The sequence below is a fragment of the Alkanindiges illinoisensis genome (genome assembly GCF_004377485.1).
In the GTDB taxonomy this organism is placed as follows: Bacteria; Pseudomonadota; Gammaproteobacteria; order Pseudomonadales; family Moraxellaceae; genus Alkanindiges; species Alkanindiges illinoisensis_A.
This window is the reverse complement of sequence record NZ_SNTY01000008.1, coordinates 25,455-44,093: the sequence shown is the minus strand read 5'-3', so window position 1 is coordinate 44,093 and position 18,639 is coordinate 25,455. Positions and strand designations below refer to the sequence as shown.

Below are 18,639 nucleotides of genomic sequence, written 5' to 3'. Positions count from 1 at the left end.
GGCGTGCTGGCTTAACTGAAAAATATCCAGGCGCTATAAATAAAGCAAACATCATCAAAAAGCGCCTCGAGTTGAGACGCTTTTTATAAGGGACGTTTAACACCCCTAAAGCAGCTTAGTCATTAGGCGCTACGTGAATCTACCAGCGTTAAATGTTCAGCCGAATAGGTATGATCCGACTTTGGTGACACTGGTAAACGCTCTGGCTCAAGGATTGGTTTAGCACCATCATTGATCACGGCTTCAGTAATGCGTACCGTACCGATATGATCCGCTGATGGCAGCTCATACATGGTATCCAGCAAAACATTTTCCAGAATCGAACGCAAGCCGCGCGCTCCGGTGTTGCGATCCAGCGCTTTTTTAGCCACGGCACGCAATGCCGCATCTTCAAACACCAAGTCCACGTTTTCCATTTCAAACAAATATTGATACTGGCGGGTTAGGGCATTTTTTGGTTCAGTCAGAATCTGCATTAGTGCTTCTTCGTCCAGTTCCTCTAATGAGGCAACCACCGGCAAGCGACCAATAAATTCTGGAATCAGGCCATATTTGATCAGGTCTTCCGGCTCTACTTCACGGAACAACTGACCCAGCTTCTTGGACTCGTCTTTTCTGCGCACTTCAGCACTAAAGCCAATACCGCCTTTTTCATGCCGCTGCTTCACCAGCTTTTCAAGGCCGGCAAATGCACCACCACAAATGAACAGGATATTGCTGGTATCAACCTGCACAAATTCCTGTTGCGGATGCTTACGGCCACCCTGCGGCGGAATGGAAGCCACGGTGCCTTCGATCATTTTCAACAGGGCTTGCTGAACCCCTTCACCCGATACGTCACGGGTAATGGATGGATTGTCGCTCTTGCGGGTAATCTTGTCGATCTCATCAATATAGATGATGCCCATCTGCGCTTTTTCGATGTCATAATCCGATTTTTGCAGCAGTTTCTGCACAATGTTTTCAACATCTTCACCCACATAACCTGCTTCGGTTAGTGTGGTGGCATCTGCCATGGCAAATGGTACATCCAGCAAGCGTGCCAGCGTTTGCGCCAGCAGGGTTTTACCAGAGCCTGTGGGGCCAATCAGCAAAATATTGCTTTTGGATAGCTCCACCATGGCGTCTTTAACGCCTTGCTGCGCAGACAGATTCTGGCTGGCCTTTAAACGCTTATAGTGATTGTACACTGCCACTGACAAGGTCTTTTTGGCAGTGTCCTGACCAATCACATACTGATCCAGCGAAGCACGGATTTCAGCAGGCTTTGGCAATGGCCGCTTGGCCCAATCACCAGATTCGACCTGCTGGCTGGTTTGCACCAGATCAGTACAGACTTCAATGCACTCATTACAGATAAACGCATTTTCTCCAGCAATCAGCTTGCTGACTTCAGCTTGACGCTTGCCACAAAACGAACAGGTTTTTTGTCCTTTGGGTAAATCGGACATGAGAACTCCAATAGGTTAATTTACCAAACATTTAAACCCTGAGGCTTAAGGACGCTTGGACAGTACTGCATCAACCAGGCCGTATTCACGTGCCGCTTCAGCATTTAAAAAGTTATCACGGTCGGTATCGCGTGCAATGCGCTCATAGTCCTGACCACTGTGCTGTGCCATCAGGCGGTTCAGCTTTTCCTTGATTTGCAGGATTTCACGAGCGTGAATTTCAATATCAGACGCCTGACCACGGAAACCACCCAATGGCTGGTGAATCATGATACGTGAATTCGCTAGTGCATAACGCTTGCCCGGTGCGCCGGCATTCAACAGGAAAGCGCCCATACTGGCCGCCTGTCCCAGACACGTGGTGGATACATCCGGCTTGATAAACTGCATCACATCATAAATAGCCATACCGGCAGTCACTGAACCACCGGGTGAATTGATGTACAGGTGTATGTCCTTATCTGGGTTCTCGGCTTCCAAAAACAAGAGCTGAGCCACAATCAGGTTTGCCATGTGGTCTTCAACTTCACCGGACAGGAAAATGATACGTTCACGCAGCAGACGCGAATAGATATCAAAAGAACGCTCACCCCGTGAAGACTGTTCAACCACCATGGGAACGAGCGCGCTATTTATAGATGCTGAGCTTACAGTTGCAGTATTTGCAGTTTCAAAATCAAATGACACGTTGTTTTTCCTGATAAAGCTGATTTTAACTATAGTCACACTATGGCGGATAATAGCCAAAATTGCAAAGGGGTTGTGCTGTTGCATTGTGAAAAATAACAGTACAACCTTCGCCCTTTAATCCCTCTGTCTGCATCACGTCAGGGGCAACAAAAAAGGCGCTTTAAGCGCCTTTCCTGCTACTTTCAGGAACTTAACTTGCCAAAATTAGCGGCCAGCGCGCTGGGCCTGTTGTTCCTTGATCAGATCCTGATAACTAATAGTCTGGTCAGTCACTTTGGCAGTGGCCAGAATATGATCAACCACCTGATCTTCTAGAACCACCGCTTCAATCTGGGCACGTTGCTGCTTGTCAGAATTGAAGTATTCAATCACTTCAGTTGGGTCTTCATAAGACTGGGCAGTTTCTTCAATAAACGCTTTTACACGTTCCTGGTCAACGGTCAGCTTGGCATCTTCCAATACCTTGCCAATCAATACACCCAGTTTCACTGAACGCTCAGCCTGCTCGCGGAACAGCTCATCCGGCAGCATGCTTTGGTCAAAGTTTTGCGCACCACCAAACTGCTGGGCAAACTGTTGCAGCATTTGCTGACGCTGACGACCGATTTCTTCGGTAACCATTGCACCTGGCACTTCAACGTCGTTGTTTTCCAGCACGGCATTAAAAGCGGCTTGTTTCAGTTGCTGACGCAGGCTGTTTTTTACTTCACGTTCCATGTTCTTGCGAACATCTGCTTTCAGCTTGTCAACGCCTTCTTCTTCGCTCACGCCAAACAGGTTTAAAAACTCGGCGTCAATTTCAGGTAACTTTGGCTTTTCAACTTGTTTCAAGGTGATTTTGAACTGGGCCGCTTTACCACGCAGGTTTTCTGCCTGATAGTCTTCCGGGAAGGTGACATCAATCACTTTTTCTTCACCGGCTTTCATGCCAACGATGCCATCTTCAAAGCCGGGAATCATGCGGCCAGAACCCAGCACCAGTTTAAAGTCCTGCGCGCTGCCACCGTCAAATTTTTCACCGTCGATGGTGCCTTCAAAATCAAAGGTCGCCTGCATGTCTTTTTTGGCCATGCCCTTGGTCACTGCCCAGGTCTGACGCTGCTTGCGCAGGTTTTCGATCATGGTGTCTACGTCTTCATCAGACACTTCAGTGGTTTTGCGGTCAATGGACAGATCTTCCAGACCCTTAACAGTCACTTCAGGATACACTTCAACAGTGGCTTCATACACCAGACCTTCTTTGTTCAGGTCTACTTTTTCAATGTTCGGCATGCCCACAGCATTGATTTTTTCCTGCTGGATGGCTTCAAACACGCTGTCACGGATAATGTCGTTGATCACTTCCTGACGGATACCAGGCCCAAAATCCGCACGGATTTTTGACATGGGTACTTTGCCTGGACGGAAACCATTGATTTTTACGTTTTTTGCTGCACGTTTCAGGCGAGCTTCAAATTGTTCGTCAATGCGGCTGGTTGGAACAGTAACATTTAGACGACGGGCAACGCCCGAAACCGTTTCAGTCTTAACGATCATGGCTTCCTCGATGATATATGTATAAGGTTGAGCTAAAATTTTAAAGGCGGCTAGTATAAGCCAAGCTGCGATCTTATACAAAAAAAAGCTGCACAATGTCGAGCATTTTCAGAAAATGTGCAGTTTTTGCTGATTTTTAGACGGGTTTAGCACAAAAAGCAGCATTTTAAGGTGATTTAAGCTGTCGTTTGAGCGGTGATTTAAAATCATAAGCTGGCTGGCTTTTTTATGTGGTCTTTGCCTTGTTGCCTACATCGTCAGTTCGCAGATTCAGGTGCAAAAAATCTCTTGCCATGAAATACTTAGGCTTGCATTTATAGCAAATTATACATTTTCACTATATTGTGCCATAACAGGCTATGTTAGTTTTTGCGCCATCTTTTAATAGTAGTATTTTGCTGAAAAATTTGAAAAAATCAGTCGTCTATTATCTATTGAATTTACCCTTGGAACATCTCGAGTTGAATCGTTCATGATGCCGCCAGATTCTGATCTCAGCATTGCACCTTTACACCCGCAGGAAAAACAACGTCTGGAAGCACTGGCTGCCTATGAGTTGTTTGGCACCCAGCCTGAAGCGCAATTTGATGAAATTGTCAGCCTGGTTGCGCAGATTTGTGGCTCAAGTTCAGCGCTGCTGTCACTGGTGGGTGAAGATTTGCTGTGGTTTAAGTCGCGCTATAATTATGCTGCCGAGTCTGGTCCGCGTGATGGCTCATTTTGCAGCCATGCCATTTTGCATGATGATGTGATGATTGTCGAAGACGCCAGCCTGGATGAGCGTTTTAACCAGAATCCACTGGTGACCTGCCCCAGCACGCATGTGCGCTTTTATGCCGGTGCGCCCTTATTAACAGAAGATGGCCTGCCACTGGGTGTAATTTGCGCCATTGATGACCAGCCCAAAAGCATGACACCTTTGCAGATACAAACATTAAAGGTATTGGCCAATCAGGTGGTGGCACATATGAATCTGCATCGCTCTGTGGTGAGAATGCAGCAAATCAACAAGAACAAAGACAAGTTTTTTGCCATTATTGCCCATGACCTCAAAGCAGCTTTTCATGGCATTCTGGGCTTTTCCGATGTCCTGGACACTGATTATGATGAACTGGCGGACAACACCAGACGTGAAATTGCCAGCTATTTGAACGAATCCTCACATGCTACCTATAAGTTCCTGGAAAACCTGCTGGAATGGGCCAGACTGGAAAATGGTGCAATGCCGTATCAGCCCAAACCGCTACAACTGGCTAGTCTGGTTGAGGCAACAGTCGCAGGCCTGCAATTTACTGCTGCCCAGAAAAATATTCATATTGAGTTACAGCTAGCGCCGGAAATCTGGGTGGATGGCGACCGCCACATGCTGAACTCGCTCATTCATAATCTGGTGGGCAATGCCATCAAATTTACTCCTGAATATGGCAAGATCCGGATTTATCATACAGTTCATCATGACAAGGTTATGGTTTCAGTGGAAGATAATGGCATGGGCATGCCGCCAGAACAGGTGCAGCGCCTGTTTAATGGTGATCACAACCAGAGTACCCGTGGTACTCAGGGGGAAAAAGGGACTGGCCTGGGTTTGCTGCTATGTCAGCAATTTCTGCAACACCATCAAGGCACACTTGACGTAAAATCCCGTGTCGGACATGGCTCAACATTTAGCTTTACCATTCCTCTTAGTACAAGGGTTTTGCCCGAAGCAACTGCAAGCCTCACTTAACACTGTCCTTCACCACCCAAACATCAAACAAAACCCGCAGCCTGAATTCGGACTGCGGGTTTTGTTTTTCTAGATTGAATCAGAACGTATCCTGCACATCAGACCACCACGGGTAAAATGGCGGCATTTGCGAGGCTTTTTGCTTGAATTGCGGCGCACGTTTTTCCAGAAAAGACTGAACCCCTTCCTTGCCATCACCAACGCTGGTATAGAACATGGCCAGTGAATCCACTTGATGGGCAACCAGTGGATGTGGGGCAGCACTGTTGCGGTATAACATCTGGCGAGCCAATGCCAGTGCTACCGGCGAACGCCCTTCAACAAACTTGTGCGCCAGTTTTTTGGCCTCATCCAGCAATTGTTCGGCGGGATACACCTGCTTAACCAGTCGGCCTTCTTTCGCTGTATGCGCATCAAAAATATCCGCGCTGTACACCCATTCCAGTGCCTGCTGAATACCCACAATGCGTGGCAAAAACCAGCTGGAACAGGCTTCCGGTACAATGCCCAGTTTGCCAAACACAAAACCAATCTTGGCTTTTTCGCTGGCCAGACGAATATCCATGGCTAGTGTCATGGTGGCACCAATCCCAACTGCTGCACCGTTAATCGCACCAATCACCGGTTTTTTGCAGTCAAAAATCGACAGTACTACCCGGCCTCCGGTATCACACACGCCATTCTTGATTTCATCGTCATCGCGGCGTGCCTGCATGTCCTGCAAGGAGGGTTGCAGGGTTTCGTTAAGGCCAAATACATTGCCTTCCTTGGACAAATCCATGCCTGCGCAAAATGCCCGGCCTTCTCCAGTCACAATGATGGCGCGAATATCATCGTCCTCACTGGCTTTTTCAAAAAAATCCACCAGCTCATTGGCCATTTCCACGGTAAAGGCATTCATTTGTTCTGGCCGATTTAGCGACAGTACTGTCACACCAGCAGCATCACGCTCGACTTTCAGGGTTTGATAGGTATAGCTTGCCATGTGCAGCACACTCCATAATGACGAGAAAATGGTGGCATGCTACTTTTGCGCATCCACACCACATTTATCCATTTTTATTGCCTAGGTTTTATAATAAAAAACGTCCAAATAAGCAAACCTGCCTGGCAAACTCAGGTATGATGAAACTCAGGTCTTTTATTTATTTTATTGTTATCACACCATGACTTTATTATTTGTTGAAGATGACAGCATGATTGGTGAATCCACCTGTGTGCTGTTAAAACAGGCAGGATTTAATGTGCACTGGGCCAAAACCGGTACTCAGGCCCTGCAATTGTTTGATAACCACGACTATGAGTTTGTGCTGCTGGATCTGGGTCTGCCCGGCCTGGATGGCACACAGGTGCTGCAGCGCATCCGTAAGGTGAGCGACCTGCCAATCCTGATTTTAACCGCACGTGACAATGTGGAAGACCGCGTATCCGGTCTGGAACAGGGTGCTGATGATTATCTGGTCAAGCCGTATCATATTGATGAACTGCTAGCACGTATTCGCGCCTTGCTACGTCGTGCCAAAGGTGCCACCCAGACTGAATATATGCTGGGTGACATCAAGATTATTCCGGCAGCACATGCAGTGTATAAAAATGACCAATTAATTGAAGTATCTGCCAAGGAATGGTCGATTATTGAAACGCTGGCTGCCACGCCCAACTGCATTTTTTCACGTGAGCAGCTGGAGCAAAAGATTTCTGAAAAACAGGATATTTTGCAAAGTAATACGGTGGAAGTACATATTCACAATATTCGCCAGAAACTGGGCAAAAACTTTATCAAGACTATTCGCGGGCTGGGTTACAAGATTGGCAACCTTGACCAGTAATTGTTTGCATTGCAGCATGCTGGTTACAGCCAGACAAATGACGGGTTTTCAGCTAAAAAGTGTTCAGCGGACAGGATAGGCAAGCCATGAGAAAAACGCATTTATTCTCTCTTGTCAACCGTATCCTGTTTTTGTTTGCAGCACTGGTGCTGGTGCTGTTTTTAATTATTTTTATTTTTGCCTACAACACCACCAAGTCTGAGTACGAACAAAAAGTCTATTACAAGATTGAACGTGTAGGCATTTTGCTGGAGCGGGAACTACGCGGTGCCAATGTACGGTCTTATCAGGGCCGCTACAAAATTGGTGAAGTCACCACCATTATCCGTATTGAGCAGAAAAATTGCCGCCAGCCTGTAACGCCTGTGATTGCAGCCGCCTGTAATCAGGTTTCCGGCTTTATTGCCGAAGAACTCAAAAACGACCATATTGATACGTATTACTTAAATGCCAGCAGCCCAAATACCAACAACAATTCAGTGATTCAGGTCAGTGTGTTGCACAGCCATATCAATGCCTATGTGTTAAAGCTCACCAGCCAGATTTTATTGCCTTACCTGATCATTTCCCCACTGGCGATTATTGCGCTGTTTGTTTTTCTGCTCAATAGCTTAAAACCACTTCGCTCTCTGGAACAGGAAATTCAAAAGCGTGAACCCAACTTTTTTGGGCCACTGGCCACCAGCCCTTCTTCAACCGAACTGAATTCGCTGGTAAATGCCCTAAACCAGTTATTTGAGCGTGCGCACCAGTTTCAGATTCAGCAGCAGCAGTTTATAGCCAATGCTGCCCATGAACTACGAACGCCCCTCACCGCGCTGAATCTACATTTGCAAATTTTTAAAAATGAGCTGATGAGTAGTGGCCACTTACAGCCCCATGAGCAGCAAATGTTTAGCGAACTGGAAGAACGCCTGCAACGCCTGCAACTACTGGTTAATCAGATGATGTCACTGGCACATCAGGAAAAGTTGGGGCATGAATCAGGCAAGCAGCCTGTTGAACTATCAGCACTGGTAAAAAGCTGTATTGAGCAGCTTTATCCCAGCCTTGAAAAAAAGCAGCTAAACCTGTACATCACCGACTTTGAAAAAAGCTGGATTATGGCGCGGCCTGACCAGCTTAATTCCATTGTGATGAATATTGTGGACAATGCGATTAAATATACTCCTAAAGGTGGCCTGATTAGCATTAGCCTCAAGGAACAGAGCCAGCAAACCACCCTGATTATTGAAGACAGTGGCCCCGGCATTGATGAAAGTGAATACCAGAATGTATTCCAGCGTTTTTATCGCCTTAATAATGCACAGGATATTATTGGCAGTGGTCTGGGGCTTGCGATTGTGCATCAGGCGGTGCAGCAATTGCAGGGAACCATTCAGTTGTCCCGCTCCATGCTGGGCGGCCTTGCCGTGATTTTAATGTTTAAGAGTACCGCAAATGCTGCCAATCCTTCCATTACCGCACCGGAATGATTACTCATCTATAAACCGGTCTAATTTTGCACTGTACTAGACTTCTTTCATAAGTTGTACCAACTCGCCTTCGACAGGCTCAGGCAGCGTTGGTTGAGCTTGTCGAAACCAGACTTATGCAAGAGATCTACTAGCTTCCTTATTATTTTTTAATATTTAGATTCTCAAATGAAGTGCAACAGAGATTAATTTATTGGAAGGAAGCAAGATGAGCTAGCATTCTGCTTCCGACCGACCAAAGTCAAAGTTGCATCATGAACTATACTCATCTTACTCAAGAAGAAAGATATCAGATTTATACATTATTACGTGAAGGTTTTTCTAAACGTTATATCGCCTGGAGATTGAATCGTTCACCTTCCACTATTTCCAGAGAAATCAAACGTAATCGAGCGAGAAATGGCTATTTTGCCAAACATGCCCATAAATTAGCTCGAAGACGGCATCATTCAAATCCTCAACTTTAGCGAGGTAAACAATGATTCCTGCTTCCACTGGCCATCCAGTACTGCCCCGTATTATCGGGGTTATTTTATTGCTGAGTGGCCTTGCACTGGTTTTTGGTGGCATTAAGCTGCTGATGCTGGGCGGTTCATGGTATTACTTGCCAGCCGGTCTTGCTGTGGGTATTGCTGGCCTGTTGCTGCTATGGCGAAACGCATCGGCTCTGGGCTTATATGGCCTGTTTTTAATCATGAGTACCATTTGGGCCTGGTCAGAAATGGGGCTGGACTGGTGGCAACTGGTTCCCCGGCTGGCACTCTGGTTTGGCCTTGGCCTTTTGCTGATTCTACCGTGGTTTCGCAAACCGTTGTTAACGCCCAGTACCTCACCTGTACACACTGGCATCCTAAGCATCGGGTTACTGCTGGCCGGTGGTTCGGCGCTGATTAGCCAGTTTATGGATCAGGATAAATATTCACTCAAAGGTACCTTAGCGCGCAATAGCACTGATATGACCAGTACTGCTCCTACACAGCCCGCAGGTGACTGGCAATCTTATGGGCGCACTGCCTTTGGTGACCGTTATTCGCCATTAGCACAGATTACCCCGGAGAATGTGCAAAAGCTGGAAGTAGCGTGGAAATATCGCATTGGTGATGTGCCGGGTGAGAATGACCCGCATGAAACCACTGCAGAAAATACCCCATTGAAAGTCAATGGTAAACTGTATGTCTGCACGCCGCATAGCAAGGTTATTGCGCTTGACCCGGATACTGGTAAGGAAATCTGGCGTTTTGACCCGCAACTGAGTACCCAGCGCGCTGGAACTTTTAAAAATTGGGCGCACATGACCTGTCGTGGTGTGGCCTACCATGACGATGCCGAATATGCACAGCAAACCAGCGGCATCAAAATTCCTGCTAACGCTACTCCCGCAGCTTCAAATACTACAGCTAGCGCAACCGCAAATATCGGTAATTCCTCACCCGTTGCCATCAATGCTGATTCGCTGGTCACCACAGTAACGCCTGCATCCGCCAATGTCACCAATACTGCAAAAACTACCTGTAGTAAGCGGATTTTTGTACCCACTGCGGATACCCGCCTGATTGCCATTAACGCTGATACAGGCCAGATGTGCCGTGAATTTGGCAAGGATGGCAGCGTAGACTTAACTGCCAACATGGGCAGCTTTACAGCTGGCGGCTATTACTCAACTTCACCACCAGCCGTTACCCGTGATCTGGTCATTATTGGCGGTCATGTGACTGATAACCTGTCTACCGATGAGCCTTCAGGCGTGATCCGCGCCTATGATGTGCATGACGGCCATCTGGTCTGGAACTGGGATAGCGGTAATCCAACCCAGACTGCACCCATTGCTGCGAATGGTATTTATACCCGTAACTCCCCCAACATGTGGTCGGTTACCGCAGTTGATGAGAAAAACGGCCTGCTGTACCTGCCAATGGGTAACCAGATGCCTGACCAGTGGGGCGGTAAGCGCACCAAGGCATCTGAAACTTATAGTGCTGGCGTAACTGCACTGGATATTGCTACTGGACAGGTACGCTGGACGTTCCAGATGACGCATCACGACCTGTGGGATATGGATGTTGGTGGCCAGCCGACTTTGATTGATATCAAAACGGCGCAAGGTGTGCAACCTGCATTGATGGCCTCTACCAAGCAAGGCAGTATTTATGTATTAAATCGCCTGACCGGTAAGCCCGTTTATCCCGTTAAGGAAATGCCTGTACCGCAAGGTCATGAAAAGGAAGTATTGGCCAGTGGTGAATATTACTCCCCCACTCAGCCTATTTCTGCCATTAACTTTGTACCCAAAATGTCGGAAAAAGACATGTGGGGCGGCACGCCATTTGACCAGCTCACTTGCCGTATCCAGTATCGCTCCATGAATTATGAAGGTATTTACACGCCGCCGTCCTTGCGTGGTTCGTTGGTTTACCCGGGCAACTTTGGAGTGTTTGACTGGGGGGGTATTTCAGTTGATCCGGTACGTCAGATTGCCTTTGTAAACCCCAACTTTATGGCGTTTAAATCCAAACTGGTACCGCGTGAAGCAGTGGCCAACGGTGCAGCACGCAAAAGTGAAGTTGAAGGCGTACAACCTAATAAGGGCGCACCTTTTGGCGTAATTCTCGAACCTTTTATTTCACCAACCGGCTTACCCTGTCAGGCACCTGCATGGGGTTATATTGCTGCCATTGACCTCACCACCGGCAAAAAAATCTGGATGCACAAAAATGGCACCGTGCGTGATAACTCACCTTTACCACTATTCTTTAAAATGGGTGTACCCAGTCTGGGCGGCACCATTACAACCGCTGGCAGTGTAGGCTTCTTAAGTGGTACGCTCGACCAGTACCTACGTGCCTATGACATGAAAAGCGGAAAAGAGCTGTGGCGGGGCCGCCTGCCTGCCGGAGCACAAACCACACCCATGACCTATGCTGGAAAGGATGGCCGGCAGTATGTTCTGGTGATGGCTGGAGGGCATGGTTCACTGGGCACTCGTAAAGGCGATTATGTATATGCCTACAAATTGCCAAAAACCTAAACCAGTCTAATTTAAAGGTTACTCCAACGCCTGTCTTATCTCTTGTAAGGCAGGCTTTTTTTATGGCAGTCATAGAACTAGACAGGCCTGATTACTCTTACAATCTTGCTAAAAAACAAATGTATAACTAACCGGATAATGTATTCGTCCCTAGGTTATAGTAGATCTCTTGCATAAGTCTGGTTTCGACAAGCTCAACCAACGCTGCCTGAGCCTGTCGAAGGCGAGTTGGTACAACTTATGAAAGAAGTCTAGTGAATAAAAATTTTGGAAAACTACCATGCAGCGGCAACCACTGACCAAACAGCAAGCCATAGCACTGGAACGGCAACTGGCCAGTTATGCCAATATTCTGGACAGTCTGGTGCGTATCCCGTTTACCCGACAAGGCATTGGCGCTGATGCAGCCTTGGGCACCATTCCAGTGGTGGGCGATCTGGCAGGCTTAGGTTTGGCATCTTTTGCCATTTTTAAGGCATGGCAAGCTGGTGTGCCAATGCACAAGCTCATGCCTGCAGTACGCCTTGCATTGCTGGATGTCACCGTTGGTTTTGTCCCCGTGGTGGGTGATGTGATGGATGTATTTATTCGCCCCAGCCGTAAAGCGCTGGGCATTGTACATACGCATTTGCGTGATGTGCATGGTTTGCAGAATGATGATCATATCGTCCATCCTTTTTTGCATCGCAAGCTCGAACAACGACAGCAGACTTCAGCATTCTGGCGTAATTCGGTAGTAAGCTGGCTGTGGCTGCGTATTCCCGATATTCTGGGCATCATTATTCTGGTATGGTTTGGCTTTACACTATTTGCCCTGATTCGCTGGCTGGGTGGAATATTTTAACGCTATTTGCTTAAAAGCTGTGCACTTGGCAAGATTTTCTGACTAAAAATAATTGTTTTTTTAAATAACACCCTGTATTCTTTGCAACCACTGGAAGCGTGGCAGAGTGGTTGAATGCACCGGTCTTGAAAACCGGCGACCCGCAAGGGTTCGTGAGTTCGAATCTCACCGCTTCCGCCAAATTATAGTTCACTACAGTCCAATGTAGTACGAAAACCCCTTATTTTACAGAACTTAGGGGTTTTTTATTGTCCTTAGTAAACTTTAAAAATCTGCTTATCCCCAACTTTCCAGTCATATCTTTAACAGCATTTACTTCATTACTAAAAAGTTGAGCGTCTGGCCTAAACGCTTAATGAGCTTGCAGATTTAAAATATATTAATATTTTATATAGATTTAGAGGTGGATTTTTTAAATACTGATCTGTAATACTAGATCCATAGAGTAAAAATCCCATGTGGCTAAGTATATAATCTAAAAGAATTTTCAAATTTATTTCCTGTCTTTTGTAGTTTCTATTAGGCTTAAAGCTAATAATTAAAGTTATTGGCGACAGGTTAAGACGTTTCAAGCTTTTTTTTTAGCCATAATCTCTTAAAATGGTTATCTGTTATACAGCTTGAGAGCATGATCATGTCAGTGGCTTTAATTATCCGTAATATTAATCCCGACCGTGACCCAAATACCGAACTTCTGGTAGTTACGCTGGATGACAACCGTGCCATCACCGCAGAATTGGGTTTAGCACCCTATCCCAATGCTGCCACCAGTTTTAATCCGCAAGGTCAAGTCTACTGGTTTCCCCGGGTTACGCAGGCACAGGATCACGGTGTATTTCTCAATGATGAAAGCAACCATTGCCATGCAGAAGACAGCAATGACACTGATTACCTGTGGTTTTGCGAACTGGATCAGGCGGGTTAAGCTAAAGATGGCCAACCTGTTTCTGGTTGACCATCTTTACCCGCTTTTTCTGCTCAAGTTCCAGTTTTTAAACCCTTGCAGTTTTTCCAGCAAATAATTTTCTGACCAGTACAAAAAATAGTGGTACATAAAATACCGCCAGTACTGTGCCAAATAATACCCCACCCACAATACTTACCCCAATTTCCTGTCGGCTAACTGCTCCTGCGCCAGCGGAAAATACCAAAGGAATTACGCCTGCTACGAAAGCCAGTGAAGTCATGATAATAGGTCGTAGTCGCAGGCGTGCGCCTTCCAGTGCAGCCTCTAGAATACTGCTGCCTTTATCCTGTGCAGCGGCGGCAAACTCTACAATCAAAATGGCATTTTTGGTGGATAAACCAATAGTCGCCAGAATTGCCACCTGAAAGTAAATATCATTACTAAAACCAGCAAGTTTGGTAAACAGCACGGCCCCCAGTACACCTAATGGAATAACCAGCATGACAGCCGTAGGGATGGTCCAGCTTTCATAGAGTGCAGCCAGACACAGAAAAATAAATGCAATGGAGCCAATATACAGCCAGATGCCCTGCTGGGTGGTTTGCTGTTCCTGATAGGACAGGCCACTCCACGCCAGTCCAAAGCCTTTTTCGGCATTGACCAATTGCTGCATGGTGATCATGGCTTCACCTGAGCTATAGCCCTCAGCCACGTTACCATTAATTTGCATGGATGAAATGCCATTAAAACGCTGTAGCAGTTGCGGATTGCGAATCCAGTCTGTGGTGGTAAAGCTAGCAAATGATGCCATAGTGCCATCGGCGCCGCGCACGTACCACTGGGCCAAGTCTTCTGGCTTGGAGCGTGAACCCATGTCACCCTGAATGTATACCCGCTTGATGCGCCCACGGTCAATAAAGTCATTCACATATACGCCGCCCCATGCCGCGCTCAGTGTAGAATTAATATCAGACTGACTTAAGCCCATAATAGCAGCCTTGCTCTGGTCAATATTCAGATGCAGCTGGGTTTTATCTTCAAGCCCGCTCATACGCACATTACGCAGGTTAGGATTGTCATTGGCCTTGTTAAGAATGCGTTCCTGTGCCGCAATTAATGCATCACGCCCGGCATTATTGATATCCTGTAACCAGAATTCAAACCCGTTCGACTGGCCAAGTCCACGGACAACAGACGGCGCATTCACATTCACTTTAACATCTGGTACTTTTTTAAAGTATTTATTGGCGCGTTCAATAATGGCTGCAGCCGTGTTGTCTTTGCCGCTGCGCTCGTCCCAGTGCTTTAGTGACACATAAGCCTGCCCAACATTTTGCCCATTGCCTGAAAAATTACGTCCCAGCACAATCATCACGGTATTCAGGTTATTTTTTTCTTTGGTTAGAAAATAGTCTGATACCTGTTTGCCAATTTGTTCAGTCTCACGTAAAGGTGCGCCTTCCTTTAGGGTAAATTGCACATTCAGTGATCCCTGATCTTCATCCGGCAAAAAGCTGGTGGGCAAACTGGTATATGCCACTGCTACCAGTGCAGAAATGACAATAAATCCCGCCATAAATAGCTTTGGCCAGCCGACCATGCGTGCCACTGCATTTTTATAGCCGTGCTGCAAACGCTCAAAACTCCGGTTAAACCAGCCAAAAAAACCACCTTGATGCGGATCTTTTTGATGAGAGGGTTTAAGCAAAGTCGCGCACAAGGCAGGTGTTAAGGTGAGTGCAACCAATACCGACAATATCATGGCCGACACAATCGTAATGGAAAATTGCTGGTAAATAACGCCAATCGAGCCGCCAAAAAATGCCATCGGCAAAAAGACTGCCGATAGCACCAGCGTAATGCCAATTAGCGCGCCTGTAATTTCCTGCATTGATTCAATCGTGGCTTGGCGTGCATCCAGTTGCTGTTCATGCATCACCCGCTCGACGTTTTCCACCACCACAATGGCATCATCTACCAGTAAACCAATGGCCAATACCATGGCAAACAGGGTTAGCGTGTTAATGCTGAGTCCCAGCACAGCCAGAATACCGAATGTTCCCAGCAGTACTACGGGAACCGCAATGGCCGGAATAATGGTGGCGCGCCAGTTTTGCAAAAATACAAACATGACAATCACCACCAGAATGATGGCTTCAATGAGCGTTTTAACCACGCCTTTGATAGAGGCCGTTACAAACGGTGTGCTGTCACGTGGATAGGCAATTTTTAGCCCGGCCGGTAGCTGTTTTTCCAGTTGCTGCATTTCACTGCGAATGGTGTCGGCCACGTCCAGTGCATTGGCTCCAGTCGCCAGATCAATTGACATACCGGAAGATGGAAAACCATTTAATCCTGTAGATACTGAATAATTTTCTGAACCCAGTTCTACCCTTGCCACATCCTTTAAATACACCACGGCACCGCCCGGCTGGGCCTTGAGCACAATATTGCCAAACTGCTCCGGGGTTTGCAGACGTGATAACGCCGTAACATTCACATTTAAATATTGGTCAGGTGGTGCAGGCTGCGCACCAATTTCACCAGCGGTAACCTGGGTGTTTTGTGCTTCAATGGCGTTGCGGATGTCCGATGGCATCAAGCTGTAGCTGTTGAGCTTTTGCGGATCAAGCCAGATGCGCATCGCATATTGCGAACCAAATACATTGGTTTCGCCTACCCCATTAATCCGGCTCAGCACTGGCTCTACGTGATTAATCAGGTAATCAGAAATCTCAACCGTGCTCATTTTGCGGCTGGTGTCATAAATGCCAATTACCATCAGGCTGTCACCCTGTGACTTGGACACCGTCACACCTTGCTGCTGTACCACTTGCGGCAAACGATTCAGGCTGCTGCTAATACTGTTTTGCACCTGAACCTGTGCGGTATCCGGATCTGTACCCTGTGCAAAAGTTAAGCTAATGCGCACTTGCCCTGACGCACTGCTGGTTGATGAAAAATACAGCAGGTTATCAATGCCACGAATTTGCTGTTCCAGCACTTGCGTGACACTGTCTTCCACGGTTTTGGCGGATGCACCACTGTAATTGGCTGAAATCCTGACCGTTGGTGGTGCAATATCAGGATAGCGTTCTACCGGAAGCGTAAAAATAGACAACGCACCCAGCGCCATGACGACAATTGCCAATACCCAGGCAAAAATTGGCCGATCAATAAAAAAACGGGACATCAAGTCTGTTATTCCTACAAAGAAACTGGTACTGGCATAGTGCTGCCCAGCAAGATACGCACTTAGACCACAAAAGATCAAACAGCATTTCGAAATAATATGACCAGTAAATAAAGTTTCTACACTTGTTGCACAATTAACCCTGTAAATTGATACGCTTAATCCCAGTTACCTGCCAGTTCTCTAGTTTATAAGCAGGCTTTTTTTTTAACAGGTATCCACAATATAAAAAAACCTTGCTTTATTGCTAAAGCAAGGTTTCGAACACTGGCTAAACCAGTGGTTTAAACAGCTAACTGTGTATTACCAGTTACATCATGCCGCCCATACCACCCATGCCGCCCATATCAGGTGCAGCTGGCTTGTCTTCTGGAATATCAGTAATCATGGCTTCAGTGGTCAGCATCAGGCCTGCAACAGACGCTGCATGCTCCAGTGCAGAACGGGTCACTTTGGCAGGGTCTAAAATACCCAGCTCAATCATGTCACCATATTCACCAGTTGCCGCATTGTAGCCATAGTTGCCTTCACCATTCTTAACAGCATTCACCACGACAGAGGCTTCTTCACCGGCGTTGGTGACGATCTGGCGTAATGGCGCTTCAATGGCACGACGCAGAATGTTGATACCAGCAGTCTGGTCTTCGTTGGCACCAGTCAGGCCTTCAAGCGCACGAATCACACGCACCAGCGCAACACCACCACCGGCAACCACACCTTCTTCAACCGCAGCACGGGTTGCATGCAATGCATCATCAACGCGGTCTTTTTTCTCTTTCATTTCAACTTCAGTTGCAGCACCAACCTTGATCACCGCAACGCCGCCAGCCAGCTTGGCCACGCGCTCTTGCAGTTTTTCACGGTCATAGTCAGACGTTGCTTCTTCAATTTGCTTGCGAATGGTTGAAACACGCGCATCAATTTCGTCTTTCTGGCCAGCACCGTCAACAATTACGGTATTTTCTTTGCCAACAGTAACCTTGCGGGCAGTACCCAGATCTTGCAAGGTAGCACCTTCCAGATTCAGGCCAACTTCTTCAGAAATGACAGTTGCGCCAGTCAGGATGGCAATGTCCTGCAACATGGCTTTACGACGGTCACCAAAGCCTGGCGCTTTAACCGCACAGACCTTGATAATACCGCGCATATTGTTCACCACCAGTGTGGCCAGCGCTTCGCCTTCAACGTCTTCAGCAATCAGCAATAATGGCTTGCCAGATTTGGCCACTGCTTCCAGTGTTGGAATCAGTTCACGAATGTTGCTGATTTTCTTGTCAACCAGCAGGATGAACGGATTATCCAGCTCGGCAGTCAGGGTGTCTGGCTTGTTGGCAAAATACGGGCTCACATAGCCACGGTCAAACTGCATGCCTTCAACCACGTCCAGCGTGTCTTCAAAGCCTGAGCCTTCTTCAACGGTAATTACGCCTTCCTTGCCCACTTTTTCCATGGCCTGAGCAATCAGGTCACCAATGGTCTGGTCGGAGTTGGCAGAAATCGCACCCACCTGAGCAATGGCTTTGGTATCAGACGCTGGGGTAGCAATATTATGGATTTCCTGTACGGCAGCGCGAGTGGCTTTATCAATACCGCGCTTTAGATCCATCGGGTTCATGCCAGCAGCAACAGACTTGATGCCTTCATTTAAAATAGCTTGTGCCAGTACAGTTGCAGTGGTTGTACCATCACCGGCAATATCAGCAGTCTTGCTGGCTACTTCACGAACCAGCTGCGCACCCATGTTTTCAAACTTGTCTTTTAAGGTAATTTCTTTGGCAACAGTTACACCATCTTTGGTGATGTGCGGTGAACCGAAAGAACGGTCAATCACCACGTTACGGCCTTTAGGACCCAAAGTCACTTTTACGGCATCAGCCAGAATATTCACACCGGCAATCATTTTGCTACGGGCGGATTCACCAAACTTTACATCTTTAGCAGACATGAATAACTCCTAATTATA

12 protein-coding genes, 1 tRNA gene and 1 pseudogene are annotated in these 18,639 nt (G+C 47.1%); 8 read left to right on the top strand and 6 right to left on the bottom strand.

All coding sequences use genetic code 11. The annotated features are described in order from the left end of the window. Positions 1 to 122: 122 nt before the first annotated feature. The 3 genes from clpX to tig all read right to left on the bottom strand — a co-directional run bounded on the left by clpX (position 123) and on the right by tig (position 3,677). A complete protein-coding gene (clpX, locus tag E2B99_RS01915) occupies positions 123 to 1,451 on the bottom strand; it encodes an ATP-dependent Clp protease ATP-binding subunit ClpX (protein ID WP_134243310.1) in 1,329 nt (442 codons plus the stop codon). Positions 1,452 to 1,496: 45 nt separating this feature from the next. Then, positions 1,497 to 2,138: an ATP-dependent Clp endopeptidase proteolytic subunit ClpP gene (gene clpP, locus E2B99_RS01910; RefSeq protein WP_276320926.1), complete on the bottom strand. Its 642-nt coding sequence runs from the start codon at positions 2,136 to 2,138 to the stop codon at positions 1,497 to 1,499. A gap of 207 nt (positions 2,139 to 2,345) precedes the next feature. Beyond that, the gene (tig, locus tag E2B99_RS01905) at positions 2,346 to 3,677 is read right to left on the bottom strand and encodes a trigger factor (protein ID WP_134243308.1); all 1,332 of its coding nucleotides are present in this window, start codon (positions 3,675 to 3,677) and stop codon (positions 2,346 to 2,348) included. 472 nt (positions 3,678 to 4,149) lie between these two features. Between tig and E2B99_RS01900 the strand changes: the two genes are divergently transcribed. Then, on the top strand, positions 4,150 to 5,403 hold the full coding sequence (locus tag E2B99_RS01900; protein WP_134243307.1) for a GAF domain-containing sensor histidine kinase: 1,254 nt from the start codon (positions 4,150 to 4,152) through the stop codon (positions 5,401 to 5,403). Between the two features lie 79 nt (positions 5,404 to 5,482). Here E2B99_RS01900 and E2B99_RS01895 read toward each other — a convergent pair whose 3' ends face one another. Continuing rightward, positions 5,483 to 6,388: a crotonase/enoyl-CoA hydratase family protein gene (locus tag E2B99_RS01895; RefSeq protein ID WP_134243306.1), complete on the bottom strand. Its 906-nt coding sequence runs from the start codon at positions 6,386 to 6,388 to the stop codon at positions 5,483 to 5,485. Positions 6,389 to 6,569: 181 nt separating this feature from the next. Here E2B99_RS01895 and E2B99_RS01890 point away from each other — a divergent pair, with 181 nt between their 5' ends. The 7 genes and pseudogenes from E2B99_RS01890 to E2B99_RS01860 all read left to right on the top strand — a co-directional run bounded on the left by E2B99_RS01890 (position 6,570) and on the right by E2B99_RS01860 (position 13,501). Next, positions 6,570 to 7,232, top strand: coding sequence for a response regulator transcription factor (locus E2B99_RS01890; protein WP_134243305.1), 663 nt, complete (start codon positions 6,570 to 6,572; stop codon positions 7,230 to 7,232). Between the two features lie 86 nt (positions 7,233 to 7,318). After that, positions 7,319 to 8,707 (top strand): sensor histidine kinase, encoded by a 1,389-nt coding sequence (locus E2B99_RS01885; protein ID WP_134243304.1) that lies wholly within the window; start codon positions 7,319 to 7,321, stop codon positions 8,705 to 8,707. Positions 8,708 to 8,961: 254 nt separating this feature from the next. Further along, positions 8,962 to 9,168: pseudogene (locus tag E2B99_RS14800) on the top strand (helix-turn-helix domain-containing protein); the annotation flags it as partial. A gap of 17 nt (positions 9,169 to 9,185) precedes the next feature. Further along, positions 9,186 to 11,732, top strand: coding sequence for a glucose/quinate/shikimate family membrane-bound PQQ-dependent dehydrogenase (locus E2B99_RS01875; RefSeq protein WP_134243302.1), 2,547 nt, complete (start codon positions 9,186 to 9,188; stop codon positions 11,730 to 11,732). Positions 11,733 to 12,012: 280 nt separating this feature from the next. After that, positions 12,013 to 12,576 carry a DUF4112 domain-containing protein gene (locus E2B99_RS01870; RefSeq protein ID WP_134243301.1) on the top strand — a complete coding sequence of 188 codons (564 nt, stop codon included), beginning with the start codon at positions 12,013 to 12,015 and terminating at the stop codon, positions 12,574 to 12,576. 92 nt (positions 12,577 to 12,668) lie between these two features. Continuing rightward, positions 12,669 to 12,756, top strand: a tRNA-Ser gene (locus E2B99_RS01865). A 454-nt stretch (positions 12,757 to 13,210) separates the two neighbouring features. After that, positions 13,211 to 13,501, top strand: a complete 291-nt coding sequence (locus E2B99_RS01860; protein ID WP_134243300.1) for a hypothetical protein — start codon at positions 13,211 to 13,213, stop codon at positions 13,499 to 13,501. A 67-nt stretch (positions 13,502 to 13,568) separates the two neighbouring features. Here E2B99_RS01860 and E2B99_RS01855 read toward each other — a convergent pair whose 3' ends face one another. Further along, positions 13,569 to 16,679, bottom strand: coding sequence for an efflux RND transporter permease subunit (locus E2B99_RS01855; RefSeq protein WP_134243299.1), 3,111 nt, complete (start codon positions 16,677 to 16,679; stop codon positions 13,569 to 13,571). Between the two features lie 307 nt (positions 16,680 to 16,986). Next, positions 16,987 to 18,621, bottom strand: coding sequence for a chaperonin GroEL (gene groL / locus E2B99_RS01850; protein WP_026471073.1), 1,635 nt, complete (start codon positions 18,619 to 18,621; stop codon positions 16,987 to 16,989). Positions 18,622 to 18,639 lie beyond the last annotated feature (18 nt).